Here is a 13,767-nt window from a genome sequence, read left to right on the forward strand (position 1 = left end):
GCGTTAATCCCACTTGCGCTTGTCCTCGATGGGACGGATCTGCGCGGGCAGCGTGCCGGGGGCCAGCACCTTCAGCTCGGGGCGCAGCTTGATCTTCTCGCGGAACATGTGCAGCAGTTCGTCCTCGCGCTTGAAGTTGCTGGCCTCGATCATGAGGGTCATCTCGTCGATGCCGCCGGGGTTGGTGACCTCGATCTGCCAGCGCTTGATCTCCTCGAAGCGGGCGATGACCTGCTCCACCTGATGGGGGTAGACGAACATGCCCTTGATGCGGGCGGTGGTGTCCACGCGGCCCACGATGTTGCCCAGGCGCGGCGAGGAGCGGCCGCAGGAGCACGGGGCGCGGTCGATGTAGGACAGGTCGCCCGTGGCCAGACGGATCAGGGGATAGGTTTTGTTGAAGGCCGTGACCACGATCTCGCCCACTTCGCCGTCCTTCAAGGGGATGCCGGTGTCGGGATGGCAGATCTCCACGAAGGCGCGGTTGGCGATGTGCAGGCCGTTCTTCTGGAAGCATTCGTAGCCGATGCAGCCCACGTCGGCGGTGCCGTAGCCCTGGCGCATTATGAGGTCGAACTTCTTCTCCAGGTTGGCGCGAAGCTTCTCGGAGAATTTCTCGCCCGTGACGAAGGCCACTTCCAGGAACAGGTCCTTGCGCAGGTTGAGTCCGGACTCCTCGCCCTTCTGCGCCAGATGCATCAGGTAGCTGGGGGTGCCCACATACCCGGTGACCCGGAGCTTCTGCATCACCTCAAGCTGGGTGGCGGTGTTGCCGGGCCCGGCGGGCATCACGGCGCAGCCCATGTTGCGCAGCGGTTCCTCGAACATCAGGCCCGTGGGGGACAGGTGGTAGTTGAAGGTGCACTGCACCACGTCTCCGGCGCGGAAACCCGTGGCGTAGAAGCCTTCGGTCCAACCCCAGTAATCGTCCTCGCGGTCTTCGGGATCGAAAATAGGTCCGGGGGAGAGGAACACCCTGCGCAGGTCGCCCAGGTCCTTGGTCAGGAGGCCGCCAAGGCGCGGTCCCATGGACTGCAGGAAGATGAGCTCCTTCTTCTTAAGGATAGGGATATGCTTGAGGTCGGAAAGCTGCTTGAACTTGCCCACCTGGAACTGGGCGCGGTCGAAGCGCTTCTTCACGTCCTCCGAATAGCGGTAGGCATAGGTCAGCAGGTCCTTGAGCTGAATCTGATAGTATTGACGGCGTTCGGATTCATCGAGCACCTCCCGGCGGGAATAAATGCCTTCGGTGCGGTCCTTGCGGGTCATGTATGGGCTCCTTGTGACGGGCGGAACAGCCTCAGTCTAGCATGAAAAGCAGGTTTTTCTAACCCCCCCGAACAAAAAAAGCAAGCCCACGGCATAACCCGGCGGTTTTGCAGCTGTTTGAGGCAATGCCGCTCCATTCCACTTCCTCATTTCAGACATCGTCCGCTCCTGGCCCCCATGCTGTGCCTCTTAAGGATGGTACGCTGCAATATCACTGCATTACGGGTACTTTTGAACACAACGACACCGCTCACCCGGACATCAGGGGCTAAACGAGGCCATTCTCCCTTGCGCCGCCGTAACCTGACAGACGTGCGCCCCGCCATACATAAGGCACACTTACTACGTACACAAAAACTATATCGACAAACAGTTCAATCGGATACCGAATGATGGTTTGACCAGGTGGGAAAAATCCACTAATCACGGCCCCGGGGCTGATTTAGTGGTGGGTTTCTTTTGATCTGGTACGGTTTGCATGTCGCACTGAAAAAGGAATCATCTGTTCTCCCATGAATTCTATATTATTTCGAAGCCCTAACATCTCGACTTTCCTTTTCATTCTTCTCATCCTGACGGTTGCCCCGTGCGTCATGGCCCAGGCGGAGCCTCGGGCGCTGACGGCGGCCAGGACCGATGCTCCTCCCGGCGTCGACCAGCCGGACAGTCCGCAGTGGTCCGCGGCGGCCCCGATAACGGTGCGGGACGTGGTGGCGAATATCGACATCACGCTGAAGGCCCTGCACGACGGCGAGCACGTCTACATCCAGGCGTCCTTCCCCGATCCCACCGAGAACCGGATGCACCGGCTGCTGCGCTGGGACCCGGCCAAGCGCGCATACCGCGACGGCCCGGAACGCGAGGACGTCCTGGTGCTCAAGTGGAACATGTCGCCACACCCTTCGAGGCTGACCCTCCACGAGGATGTCCCCTATGTGGCCGACATCTGGTTCTGGAAGGCCCACAGGTCCGACCACACTGGAAACGCCGACGACAAAATCGATATTTACAGCGTTAACCCGGACCCCTACGCCAAGGCACTGCTCTCGGAGAGCGGCAAGGTGTTCTACCTGACCCGCAAGGGCGACGAGGGCCAGGATCCGGCCGAATCCCTTCTGTATCCCGAATACGCGGGCGACCGGGTGGCGAAGTTCAAGCTCTCCCCGCCCAGCGGATCACGAGCGGACATCCGCGCCAAAGGTTTCTGGAAGGACGGTCGCTGGACCGTGACCTACGCCAGGAAGCTGGTCACCGGCCACACGGACGACGTGCCCCTGACGCTGGACGGCTCCCATGCCTTCGGGGTTTCCCGCTACGAGATCGCCGGGCGCGCTCCCGAGCAGGACGCGGAAGAGCCCCTCTACGGGTGCGGCGAAGTCGGGGAAATAATTGCGCTGCGGTTTACGAGGTAAGCGTGGGCATTACATCTCTGGAACGTCTGGCGGCGCTGCTTGTCGCCGCCTGTTCGCTCTCGATCTGCTGGCTGTCCCTGGATCACTCCAGCCGCTCCCAGGATGTTGTGCGACATCTTGTGGAAGGCCACGCCCAGGCCGCGATGCTGCTCAGCGAAACGGACCAGTCGCTCTCCCAGAGCAGGCAGATTTACGATTATCTGCTTTCGGACCGGGGCGTGTCCGTCGAGGATGCGGTATCCATTCTTGATTCGTTCACCTCGCGCCTGAGGCAACTGGACGCCGTGGAGCGGGAGCACTTCGACGGCATGCTCCTGGACCTTGCCCACCTCAGGGCCGGGCTTATGCTCATCGAGGAAATGCGCGCCTTCGACGAATTCTCCTCCACCATGACATCCACCATGGAGGAAGTGAACCAGCGGCTGGCATCGGTGGAGGCCGCTTTCGGCGAGTTGACGGGAAAGGCGGTCCTGCCCGGAGAGACCCTCTACTTCCTCGGCAATTCGATAAAATCGCTCAAGACCATGGCCACCCGGTATCTTCGCGCGAAACCCGACCGTTTGCCGGTGTTCAATGAGCTCATGGGCAAGATAACCAACAACCTGGACCGTCTGCTTGCCATGGAGGAACTCGCCGGGGAACACGAGGCCCTGCATGCGCTCCAGGCTGAGGTGGTGGCCTTACGGACCAACATCCCCCGCCTGCGCGCCAACCTCCGTTACGACCCGAACTTCATGGCCAACACCAACAAGGCCGAGCGTGACGGAATAAAAAACCTGTGGGACGCCTCCATGCGCTCCGTGCAGGCCATCAAGGAACGCCACACACGCGACATGCGCCAGCACAGCAACGCGTTCCAGCAGGAAACCGAGGCCGACAAGCGCGCCTTCCTGATCCTCACGGGCTGCATCCTGGCCCTGGCGGCAGCCGGGCTGTACACCATCAGAAAATGCGCCGTGGGACGCATCGCCGCCCTCAAGAAGGGGGCCGCCCTCATCTCCAACGGCCAGCTGGACCACCGCATCCCCCCCGGCCCCAGCGACGTGATCGGGGAGCTGGCCGTGGAATTCAACTCCATGGCCGAGAGCCTGCAAAACGAGAAGCGCATCTCCGCCAAGGCCATGGAAGAGCTCGAACGGTCCCACGACCTTCTGGATGAGCGTTTCCGGGAGCGCAACCAGGAGCTGAGCGAGGCCATCGACAGCCTTCACCTCAAGGACGCCGCCCTGGCCCACTCCCGCGAAGGGGTGGTGGTCTGCGACGAGGCGCTGCGCGTCATCGACGCCAACCCCGCGATTTCCCGCCTGACCGGCTACCCCATGGCCAGCCTGCTGGGGCTCACTCCCGGTTCCTTCTGCTCCAACGCCCCCTCGGGGGATTTCCAGGAGACGCTGCTTCAGTCGCTCGAAGCCCAGGGACGCTACGAAGGGGAAGTGGAGATCATATCCCGGGACGGAAAGCGCGTGCCGCTGCGCGTGCTGTTCGCCCGCATCCCCGGAAACGGGGAGCGCCTGCCGCGCCACGTGGGCATCTGCCTGGACATAACGGAGCAGCGTGACACCGCGCACAAGCTCAAGCGCCAGGCCCTGTCCGACGCGCTCACGGGGCTGCCCAACCGGGAGGCCCTGATCTCGTCGCTTGGCGCGCGCATGCGCAAGGCCAGGGCGGACTCCAGCAGGTTCGCCGTGCTCCACCTGGACCTGGACGACTTCAAGAACATCAATGACAGCCTCGGCCACGCCACCGGCGACGCGCTTCTCAAGATCGTCGCCCTGCGCCTGTCCTCGGTCATGCGCAAGGACGGCATGGTGGCCCGCCTCGGCGCGGACGAATTCGCCCTGGTGTCCGGCCCGCTGGAATCGGACTCGCAGGCCCTGGCCATGGCCAGACGGGCTGCGGGCTGTTTCCGGGGTCCGCTCGAGCTTTCCGGCGAGACCTACAGGCTGAGCGCGAGCCTCGGCATGGCCTCCTTCCCCAGGGACGGCTCGGACGCGGCTGAGCTGGTCAAGAACGCGGGGCTTGCCCTGCACCGCGCCAAGATGCACGGCAAGGGGCGGCTGGAGGTATTCACCCAGGAGCTCGACGAGCAGGTGCGCTCGCGGGTCGCGCTGGAGCGCGACCTTTATAAGGCCGTGGAGGACAGGCAGTTCGAGGTCCACTACCAGCCCATCATCGACATCGCCTCCTCGCGCATCGCCGGGGCCGAGGCCCTGCTGCGCTGGACCCGCAACGGTACGCCCGTATCCCCCGGTGAGTTCATTCCGCTCTGCGAGGAGATGCACATCATGCGCGGCGTGACGGAGGCCCTCCTGGAGAAGGTGACCCGCGACATAAAGCTCTGGGAAGCCCAGGGCATCACCCCTCACGTCAGCGTGAACATCTCCGCCCTGCACCTCTCGGAGCCGGACTTCCTGGAGCGCCTGGCCGACACCCTGGAAAGCCATGGGATCGCCAGCGGACGCATCGGGCTGGAGATCACCGAGACGGCCATCATGCAGAACCCGCAGGCCGCAGCGGAGACCCTGCGCCAGCTGCGCGAGCGGGGACACGCCCTCTCCGTCGACGACTTCGGCACGGGATACTCCTCCCTGCGCTATCTCCAGAAGTTCCCCTTCACCTCGCTCAAGATCGACCGGCAGTTCATCGCGGACCTGGACGGCAAGGAATCTCGCGCCATCGTGAAGGCCACCATCGCCATGGCCAGGACGCTGGGGCTTACCGTGATCGCCGAGGGCGTGGAGACCGTCGGACAGCTGGAGCTCATCACGGGCAAAGGCTGCGACTTCTACCAGGGCTTCCTGTGCAGCCCCGCCCTGCCCGCAACCGGATTCGCCGACCTCTTCCGGCAAAAGGCCGAAGGCTTCCTGGACCGCCCTGTCCAGCCCGGCGAGAAGTCCGCCGCCCCCTCGGACGACGACACGTTGCAGTAACGCCGCCCGGCGCACCCACCTGTCTTCACCAAGGCCCCCGCACTTCCGGGGGCCTTGTTTTTTCAGGGGTGACTCGCCCTGGAGCGTTCACCTGGCCCTGAAGCCGCAGCAGCCGGAATCGGAGCACATGATGCGTCTTTGAAAAGCATGCATACGCCATTCGGGACATGCAGCGGCAATGACGCTACCCGAAGACACGTGAAAAGGCCGGGAACGCCACGCGGCGCTCCCGGCCCTGCTCGTTATTTGCCTGTATGGCCCTGAACGGATCAGATGGGCGGGGCGATGGTCACCAGCACGCGCATGTCGGTGATGGCGCGCACGCCATGGGGCTCTGAGATGTCCGAGACCAGCACGTCGCCGGTCTTGGCCGGGATGGCGTCGTCCTCGGAAAGAAATTCCCCCTCGCCGGAGAGCACCAGGATGGAGAGCTCTCCCTCGATCTCATGCGAGTGGATGGGCATGGTCTGCCCGGCCTTGAAATTGAAATTGATGATCTTGAAGTTTTCCGAGTCGTGGACCAGGAAACTGTGGAACGTGAGATCGGTGAACTTGGCCTCGTCGAATATGGCCACTTTCTTCATCATGGCTCCCCTCCTTTGCGGGTCGGACGGCCCTTAAGCCGCCTGGGTCAGTCCTGCATGGATACATCAGCCAGGGGGGCGCGTCGAGAAAAGAAACGCGGAAAGCTACTGCCCGGCGGGGACGCTCCTGCGTGCGCAGCGCCTGACGGCGTGGGCCAGGGCCTCCAGCCTGAAGGGCATGTCCATGACCTCGGCGGGCGAACGGCCTAGACGGGGGATCTCCTTGCTGGCCACGCTTCGCACCAGGACGTAGTTCACGCCCCCCAGTTCCGCCAGTCGGCGGGCCAGGGCTTTGGGTTCCCCGTGCCAGAACACCACGGCGGCATCGGCCTTGGCGTCTGCCTTGCCCTTACCGTTACCGTTGCCGTTGCCGTTGCCGTTGCCCGTCCCGGCCTGGCTGACAGAAAGACCGGACGAACCGAGGCTTTCGGTGAGGATGTCGCCAATGGCCTGATCGGAACTTATGACCGCGACCCGCACGGGCGGTTCCTTGGGGGGGGCTTCTCCGGGGGGTGCTACCTCGCGCCGTGCGGCCTGAAGCAACGCCTTGAGCCGCGCCAGGACGAACTTCTGCTCCGTGCCTGGCTCGGGGGGCGTGCCGCCCTGCTCGGGCGAATCGAGCAGCCGCACCAGGGCCAAGGCCTTGTCCAGGGTTTTACCTACCTCCGGGTTCGACCTGTCCTGCCCGCGCATGGGGGAGGACTCGCGCATGCGCACCAGCGCCCCCTCCATGAAGGCGGCGGGAGAGGAGGCCACCGTTCCGGCGGACAGCCTGGCTTCGTCCAGGGAGCGGGCCAGGGCCAGCATGGCGCGCCCCGCATTGGAGGCCGGGTAGAGCTCCACCAGCGGACGTTGCCTCCCGGCGGCGGCTCCCACGTGCGGGTCGTTCGGGATGTGCCCCAGCAGGTTGGCGTCGAGCTTCAGGTACTTGCCCATGGCCCCGCGCAGGCGGCCAAAGATGTTCTTGGCGGACTCGGCGGAGGCGGCCCGGTTCACGACGACGTTGGGGCTTCGGCGCAGGCCGTTCTCAAAGAGCACCTTGACCAGGGCGTAGGCGTCCGTGAGCGAGGCCGGATCGGGGTTTACCACCACCAGAAGTTCCGGGCAGGCCAGGCACAGCGAAATCACCTGGCTGGAGATGCCTGGGGAGCCGTCCACGATCAGATAGTCGTAGCCATCGAGCTTGGCGAACTCCGTGGCCAGGGTGGCGCGGGCTTCGCGGGAGAGGTCCGCCAGCCGGGAGACGCCGGACCCGCCGGGGATCACGTCCAGGCCCGGCCCGGCCCGCAGGATGGCCGCCTCCATGGGGACGCCCTCGAAGAGCACGTCCTCGAGCGTGAGCTTGGGGGATATGCCCAGCAGCACGTCCACGTTGGACAGGCCCAGGTCCGCGTCCAGCAGGCACACGGTCCGACCCATGCGGCCAAGCGCCAATGACAGGTTGACTGAAATGCTCGTCTTGCCCGTACCGCCCTTTCCGCTGGCTACGGACAGGATTCGGCTCACGGCGTCGGTCCTTGCGCGAAGGGGATCACCGGGAGGCCCCCTCTTCCAGGAGCTTGCTGGCCAGCTCCAGCAACTCTTCCACCTGGAAGGGCTTTCTCAGGCACGCGGCCGCGCCTAGCGCCCTGGCCTCGCTCAGCTCCTGCTCGCTGGCCATTCCCGTCAGCACCAGCACGGGCATGGCGGGCTCGGCGAAGCTGTTGGCCTCGCGCAGGAGCGACAGGCCGTCCCGGCTGGGCATGCGGATGTCCAGGATCATGAGCTGGTAGCGGTTCTGGCGCAAAAGCGACAGGGCCACCTCGCCGTCCTGGGCGACCTCCACGACGTAGCCCTTGGACTCCAGGGACTCGCGCAGGATCTCGCGGATGTTCTGTTCGTCGTCCACAACGAGCACCGCCTGCCTGGGCGTCCTGGTGATCATGGGCAGGCCCGTGTTCCTGGCCGGGGCGGTCAGGTCGCGCGGCATGACCAGACTGAACACCGAGCCCGACCCCGGCTCGCTGGTCACGGAGATGCGCCCCTTGTGAGCGGCCACGATGCCGTACGCGGTGGACAGCCCAAGGCCGGTGCCCTTGCCCTCGGCCTTGGTGGTGAAGAAAGGGTCGAAGATTTTCTCCAGGTTTTCCCGAGGGATGCCCACGCCCGTGTCGGAGATGCTGAACATCACCGAGTCGTTCTCGGAAGAATAGCTGATCCCGGCGGTCAGGACTCCGCCCGCGTCTTCCATGGCGTGCTGCGCGTTGAGCGCCAGGTTGAGGAGCACCTGCTCCATCTGGCGCGCGTCTGCCTTGATGTCGGGGATGGCCCCCCGGTAGTCCCGGCGGACCTCGATGCCCTGGCTTCCCAGGCTGCCTTCCAGCAGGCTCAGCACCCGGTCCATCACGTCGCGCGGGTTCATGGCCTCCATGCGCGGGGCGGCCGGGCGGGCGAAATCCATAAGGCTGCCGAGGATGGCGCTGATGCGCTCGATCTGCTCCACCATCTGGCGCAGGCCTTTTTTCTTGGCCTGGTCCTCCTCGCGCATTTCCAGAAGCTGGGCGCGGGCAGAAATGATGGCCAGGGGATTGTTGATCTCATGCGCCGCGCCTGCGGCCAGCTGGCCCACGGCGGCGAGGCGCTGGGTCTTCAGGAGCTTGTCGTTCATGTCCTGCATGGAGCGCATCACCTGGGCCAGACGCTCGGAGCGAAGCTCGCAGCGGCCCACCAGCTCGATGTGGCGGAAGGCCTGCGCCGCCAGCTGGGCCAGCAGGCTGACCGCCGTGCGCTCCTCGGGCAGGACGCGCCCGGACGCGGGGCGGTACAGCAGCTCTCCGAAGGATTCGGCTCCGTCGGTCAGGGTCACCATGGCCACGCCGTCCTGGAAGTGGATGGGCGGGCCTTCGGGTCCGGCCAGGGCGGAAGCCCTGGTGCGCCAGCCCGTCAGATGGTCCAGGAACTCGCGGGGAAGCCCCACGGAACTGTCTGAGTCGTCGGGCCGCAGGCTCTCGTCCAGGGGGATGTCTACGGGGCGCGGCCCGCCGCCGAACCCCCAGGCATGGCCGGTGGCCGAGCGGAGCACCGGCTCGATCACGCAGGCCAGCCCGCCGGGCGAGGCGAACCGCTCCTGGATGCACCGGGCCAGGGCCAGCAGCACGTCCTGGGGTGTGAAGGCCTTGGCGATCTCCACCCCGGCCTGGGCCACACGCCGAAGCGCCATGGCGTCACGCTCCAGGGCCTGGTTCTTGCCGGCCAGCCCCAGGGTGGCTTCGCCCAGGCGCCGGTTGGCCCGGCCAAGCGCATTGAAATAGAAGGAGGCGGCGTCCTCCTTGAGATCAAACAAGGCGGCCCGCTCCGCGAACAGGTTGCCCACGCCCGCGCGGACCTCACGCAGCGCCACCGGCCCCTCAAGGCCCAGTGCTGAAGCCAAGCCCAGGCAGTCCGCGTCCTCGAAGCCGCTGGGCACAGTTCCCATGGCCTCATGGGCCAGCCGGTCCGCCAGCGCCACGATGAGGCTTACGGTCGCGTGCTCGCCGGCCCCCAGCAGGGCGCTGGCCGGCTGATGATGCATCCAGGCGGCGTCGATGAACAACTCCGGCAGCTTCCAGCGCTCCAGCAGCCATTTCCCGGCCAGGCAGTGGTCGGCCCCCAGGGCCTCCTGCTCGGCGGCCACCAGGCGCTGGCCCACCAGGAACTCGTCGCGCAGCAGGGAGACGTAAGCGTCGCTTCCGGCGCTTATCAGGGCCAGCTTGCCGCAGTCGTGCAGCAGTCCCGCCGCGAAGGCCGCCCCGCTAAGGCCCGGCCGGGCCTGTTCCGCCAGCAGCTTGGCCGCGCAGGCGCAGGCCAGGGAGTGCCGCCAGTATTCGCGGACCAGGGGATCGCCCGCGTCGAAGGTATTGAAGAGCCCTTCGCGCACGCACACGCACAGGGCCACCGTGCGCACCACGTCGGTGCCCAGCAGCATGGCCGCCTGGCGGATGTCGTCCACCTTCTCCACGCGGTTGAATCCGGCGGTGTTGGCGAGGCGCAGCAGCTGGGTGGAAACGGAAGGATCGGCCTCGATGGCCTCGACGAGTTCCTGAAAGTCGGGGAACTCCCTGGTGGCGATCCCAAGGATACGGGCAGCCGAGGCGGGCGCGGACGGAAGCTGTTCCATGCTCTCGATGAGCTTGCGCATCCGGTCGGTGGTATGCTTGGGCGGGTCCTGACGCATGGCGATGCCAACTTGGGGTAAGCGTTATTTCCAGAGAGTACCGCAGTTGCTGCTCCCTACATCATCCGTTCGAAAAAGCAACCGTCCGCCCGGCTGACATGGTCTTCTACCGGTTTGCCCAAGGATGCTGGACAAATCCCGTTAGCAGGTTGTAGACCAGGACCGTCCGGGCGGTTTCCAACACCTTCATCAGGACAGGACTCGATCCATATGGCCCAACACAAGACGCGCATCCTGCTGGTGGACGATGAACCGGGCGTTCTTGAGGTCTGCGCCGAAACCCTCGAGGGGATCGCCTCCTCCGTCTCCACCGCTCGCGACGGCCTCGCGGCCATGGAACTTCTTCGCACCGAGACCTTCGACCTCATCGTGAGCGACCTGCGCATGCCCGGCATGGGCGGCCTGGACCTCATCAAGGCTGCGGGCACACTGGCCCCCGACACAGACGTGATCGTGCTCACCGGCTACGGCGGCATCGAGAGCGCCGTGGAGTGCGTGAAGCTCGGAGCGGTGAACTACCTGCTCAAGCCCTTCAAGCTGGAAGCGTTGCGGGAGGCCGTCTGCAAGGCCCTTGAGGAACGCTCGCTTCGCGTCAAGCGCAACTCCTACGGGACGCTGGCGCAGATGCTCGCCCTGAAAGACGCCATGAACGGGCATGAGGATTCCAAATCGCTCATCAAGCAGTTCCTCGGCCAGGTGAAGTCCGCCTTTTCTCCCGACGGGATCGCCTTCTTCATCAAGGGCGTGAAGGACCTTGAGTCCGGCCCGCAGGTGCTCATCGGCCCCTATTTCCGCGACAACCCCGGCGTGCGCTCCTGGTTCGAGACCCTGAGCGCCTCCATCGCCGCCAAGGGGCGCCCCATTCTGATTGAAGGACAACTGTTGCGCGAGGCCTTCGGCAACGGGAACGGGCACGCCGCCGTCCCCACCTCGGCCATCGGCGTCCCCGTGGAAGGCCAGAACGGACCGCGCGGGGCCGTGGTCGCCTTGCGGGCCGGGAATACCGTGGCCTACGGCCTGGACGAACTCAAGCTCCTGACCCTGTTCGCGGCCCACGCCTCGCTCTGCTTCGAGAGCAACCAGGCCTGCGCCAAGCTGAAATCCGTCAACGGAGAGATCGTCTTTTCGCTGGTCCACGCCGTGGAGGCCAAGGACACCTACACCAGGGGCCACTCCGAGCGGGTGAGCCGCTACGCCACGAAGCTGGCGCGCTTCCTCGGGCTGTCCGAGGCCGAGGTGGAGCTGGTGCGCGTGGCCGGAGTGCTGCACGACATCGGCAAGATCGGCGTGCCGGACAGCATCCTGAACAAGCAGGGGCCGCTGGTTTCTCAGGAATTACCCGCCATGCGCCAGCATCCGACCATCGCGCGCACCATCCTGGGCAAGGTGGAGTCCCTCTCGGACGTTCTGCCCATCGTCTACCACCACCACGAGCGGGTGGATGGAAACGGATACCCCGACGGTCTCTCCGGAGAGGAGATCCCCTTCCTGGCCCGGCTGGTAAGCGTGGTGGACGGGTTCGAGGCCATGACCTCCGACCGCGCCTACCACAAGGCCAGAAGCGTGGACGACGCCCGCACCATCCTGCGCAAGGGCGCGGGCAGCCAGTGGGATGCGGAGCTTGTCAACGCCTGGCTCCAGCTGCTGGACGCGCCCGGCGAGAACTGAGCCTCTCAGGTCGCCGTGTGGAATCGGCGCGGCGCTGCCTCGACAGCCATTTAGACCGTACGTGCGACTCGGGCTCCGGGCCGCAGCGACGCCGGTCAGGACCCCGCAAGCAACGAAAAGCCCCCGGCTCTCACCGGGGGCTTGCTGTTTTCAACTCATTCTCGATGAAGACGCGGCTCAGCCCTCGACCTTCTCGAAGAATTCCTTCTCCGCCCCGCACTTGGGGCAGACCCAGTCCGCCGGGACATCCTCCCAGGCGGTGCCGGGATTCACGCCATGCGGCACGTCGCCCTCTTCAGGGTCGTACACGTAGCCGCAGGGGCATTCCCACTTGTCCATGATGGCCTCCTCACGGTATTCGGGCGATTCCATAGACGGGCCGGGACACGATCCAGCCGTGCATCATCACGATTCGCTGGCGCACGTCACAGGCCTTGCCACAAAGATCAAGAGAGCATCAATTGAAAAACATGCACACGTTTTTCAAAGGCAGCCCGCTAGCCGACCGTGAAGAACGCCTTGGCGGCGGCCTTGCAGACCGGGCAGCTCTCGGGGGCGTGGTCTTCGCAGGTGTAGCCGCACACGGAACAGATGTAGTACTCGGTATCCTTGAGGCCTGCGGGGTCGGCCAGGGCCTTCTTGTACAGCTCGGCGTGGATCTTCTCCACCTCGTTGGCGAAACGGAAGGTGCGCTCGGCCTGCTTGTTGCCCTCGGCGATGGCCTCTTCGATCATCTTGGGGTACATGCTCTCGAACTCGTGGGTCTCGCCCTCGATTGCGGCCTTCAGGTTCTCGGCGGTCCCGGCCACGCCCTTGAGAACGTGCAGGTGGGTGTGGGCGTGCACGGTTTCGGCCTCCGCAGTGGCGCGGAACAGCTTGGCCACCTGCTTCAGGCCTTCCTTGTCGGCCTGCTTGGCGAAAGCCAGGTACTTGCGGTTGGCCTGGGATTCACCGGCAAAAGCTTCCTTCAGATTCGCTTCGGACTTCGACATGATGCCTCCAATTAATAAGATGGATTTTTAATTAGTAATAATTCTGACAAGAAGTATAAGCCAAATTGACCGTTCTGGTCAAGTGCCCTGAAACATTTCGATTGCCTGACGAACTTCCTACTGCGTGCCCAGGCACTCCTGACACACGCCGCGAACCACAACGCGCCGATCATCCACGCGCCCAAGGGCCTCGGAATCGTCTGGCAGAACCAACTGGTCGAACTCGCTCCACATGAAGTCATAGATGGACTTGCAGCGAGAACAGACGAAGTGGTGGTGCGGACTCGTGTCAGCATCGAAGCGCCCCTGGTCCCCGGTGACCGGGACACGCATGATGATGCCCAGGTCGTCGAAGGTGGACAGGGTGCGGTAGACGGTGTCCAGCGAGATGGTGGGCAGCCTGCGCCGCACCCGCCCGAACACCATTTCCGCGCTGGGATGGTCCTTTGCGCCAACAAGTTCCCGCAGGATTTCAAGGCGTTGATGCGTAAGCCGCAACCCCTTGTCCTGTGAGATGACCTTGAACTTCTCCAGGGCGGAGTCGAAATCCATGGCCATTGCATGTGTCTGCAACATGGGAACATCTCCTTGAAACGGATAGTTTTCTGATAGCCTACTTGTTGTCGAAGTCAAGGGTTATTGAGAAAAATTCACAACAAGGAAAGCTCCTCCTTAACGGTCGGGTTTGATTTCAGGGGCCACTTGCGCTACCCCACGCCT

The 13,767-nt window shown here is 64.5% G+C and carries 10 protein-coding genes; 3 read left to right on the forward strand and 7 right to left on the reverse strand.

Annotated elements, in window-relative coordinates:
• Positions 1-3: 3 nt before the first annotated feature.
• Complete coding sequence (locus G453_RS0112225; protein WP_027191306.1) at positions 4-1,269, reverse strand: phenylacetate--CoA ligase family protein; 1,266 nt, start codon at positions 1,267-1,269, stop codon at positions 4-6.
• A 593-nt stretch (positions 1,270-1,862) separates the two neighbouring features.
• Here G453_RS0112225 and G453_RS0112230 point away from each other — a divergent pair.
• Together G453_RS0112230 and G453_RS0112235 are read left to right on the forward strand one after the other, a co-directional pair.
• Entirely contained in the window at positions 1,863-2,681 is an 819-nt protein-coding gene (locus tag G453_RS0112230) for an ethylbenzene dehydrogenase-related protein (RefSeq protein WP_027191307.1), read from the forward strand.
• Positions 2,682-2,683: 2 nt separating this feature from the next.
• The gene (locus G453_RS0112235) at positions 2,684-5,611 is read left to right on the forward strand and encodes an EAL domain-containing protein (protein WP_027191308.1); all 2,928 of its coding nucleotides are present in this window, start codon (positions 2,684-2,686) and stop codon (positions 5,609-5,611) included.
• A 269-nt stretch (positions 5,612-5,880) separates the two neighbouring features.
• On the opposite strand, the gene G453_RS0112240 is transcribed toward G453_RS0112235, so the two are convergent.
• From G453_RS0112240 to G453_RS23755, 3 genes are all read right to left on the reverse strand, one after another.
• Positions 5,881-6,195 (reverse strand): cupin domain-containing protein, encoded by a 315-nt coding sequence (locus tag G453_RS0112240; protein ID WP_027191309.1) that lies wholly within the window; start codon positions 6,193-6,195, stop codon positions 5,881-5,883.
• A gap of 105 nt (positions 6,196-6,300) precedes the next feature.
• Positions 6,301-7,701 carry a MinD/ParA family protein gene (locus G453_RS23750; protein ID WP_043645569.1) on the reverse strand — a complete coding sequence of 467 codons (1,401 nt, stop codon included), beginning with the start codon at positions 7,699-7,701 and terminating at the stop codon, positions 6,301-6,303.
• Between the two features lie 25 nt (positions 7,702-7,726).
• Positions 7,727-10,387, reverse strand: coding sequence for an HDOD domain-containing protein (locus G453_RS23755; RefSeq protein ID WP_043645571.1), 2,661 nt, complete (start codon positions 10,385-10,387; stop codon positions 7,727-7,729).
• A 210-nt stretch (positions 10,388-10,597) separates the two neighbouring features.
• On the opposite strand from G453_RS23755, the gene G453_RS23760 reads away from it, so the two are divergent.
• Positions 10,598-12,055, forward strand: a complete 1,458-nt coding sequence (locus tag G453_RS23760) for an HD domain-containing phosphohydrolase (protein WP_043645574.1) — start codon at positions 10,598-10,600, stop codon at positions 12,053-12,055.
• A 177-nt stretch (positions 12,056-12,232) separates the two neighbouring features.
• On the opposite strand, the gene G453_RS23765 is transcribed toward G453_RS23760, so the two are convergent.
• From G453_RS23765 to G453_RS0112270, 3 genes are all read right to left on the reverse strand, one after another.
• Positions 12,233-12,394 carry a rubredoxin gene (locus G453_RS23765; protein WP_084502297.1) on the reverse strand — a complete coding sequence of 54 codons (162 nt, stop codon included), beginning with the start codon at positions 12,392-12,394 and terminating at the stop codon, positions 12,233-12,235.
• Positions 12,395-12,552: 158 nt separating this feature from the next.
• Positions 12,553-13,047: a rubrerythrin family protein gene (locus G453_RS0112265; protein WP_027191310.1), complete on the reverse strand. Its 495-nt coding sequence runs from the start codon at positions 13,045-13,047 to the stop codon at positions 12,553-12,555.
• Between the two features lie 117 nt (positions 13,048-13,164).
• Entirely contained in the window at positions 13,165-13,623 is a 459-nt protein-coding gene (locus G453_RS0112270; RefSeq protein WP_235731754.1) for a Fur family transcriptional regulator, read from the reverse strand.
• Positions 13,624-13,767 lie beyond the last annotated feature (144 nt).

It is taken from the genome of Fundidesulfovibrio putealis DSM 16056, from assembly GCF_000429325.1.
Taxonomy (GTDB): Bacteria; Desulfobacterota; Desulfovibrionia; order Desulfovibrionales; family Desulfovibrionaceae; genus Fundidesulfovibrio; species Fundidesulfovibrio putealis.

What these genes read in the sequence shown, in the direction of transcription:
- G453_RS0112270 (WP_235731754.1), bottom strand. Translation starts at nt 13,623, where the DNA reads ATGTTGCAGACACATGCAATGGCCATGGATTTCGACTCCGCCCTGGAG.
- G453_RS0112225 (WP_027191306.1), bottom strand. Translation starts at nt 1,269, where the DNA reads ATGACCCGCAAGGACCGCACCGAAGGCATTTATTCCCGCCGGGAGGTG.
- G453_RS0112265 (WP_027191310.1), bottom strand. Translation starts at nt 13,047, where the DNA reads ATGTCGAAGTCCGAAGCGAATCTGAAGGAAGCTTTTGCCGGTGAATCC.
- G453_RS0112230 (WP_027191307.1), top strand. Translation starts at nt 1,863, where the DNA reads ATGGCCCAGGCGGAGCCTCGGGCGCTGACGGCGGCCAGGACCGATGCT.
- G453_RS23765 (WP_084502297.1), bottom strand. Translation starts at nt 12,394, where the DNA reads ATGGACAAGTGGGAATGCCCCTGCGGCTACGTGTACGACCCTGAAGAG.
- G453_RS0112240 (WP_027191309.1), bottom strand. Translation starts at nt 6,195, where the DNA reads ATGAAGAAAGTGGCCATATTCGACGAGGCCAAGTTCACCGATCTCACG.
- G453_RS23760 (WP_043645574.1), top strand. Translation starts at nt 10,598, where the DNA reads ATGGCCCAACACAAGACGCGCATCCTGCTGGTGGACGATGAACCGGGC.
- G453_RS23755 (WP_043645571.1), bottom strand. Translation starts at nt 10,387, where the DNA reads ATGCGTCAGGACCCGCCCAAGCATACCACCGACCGGATGCGCAAGCTC.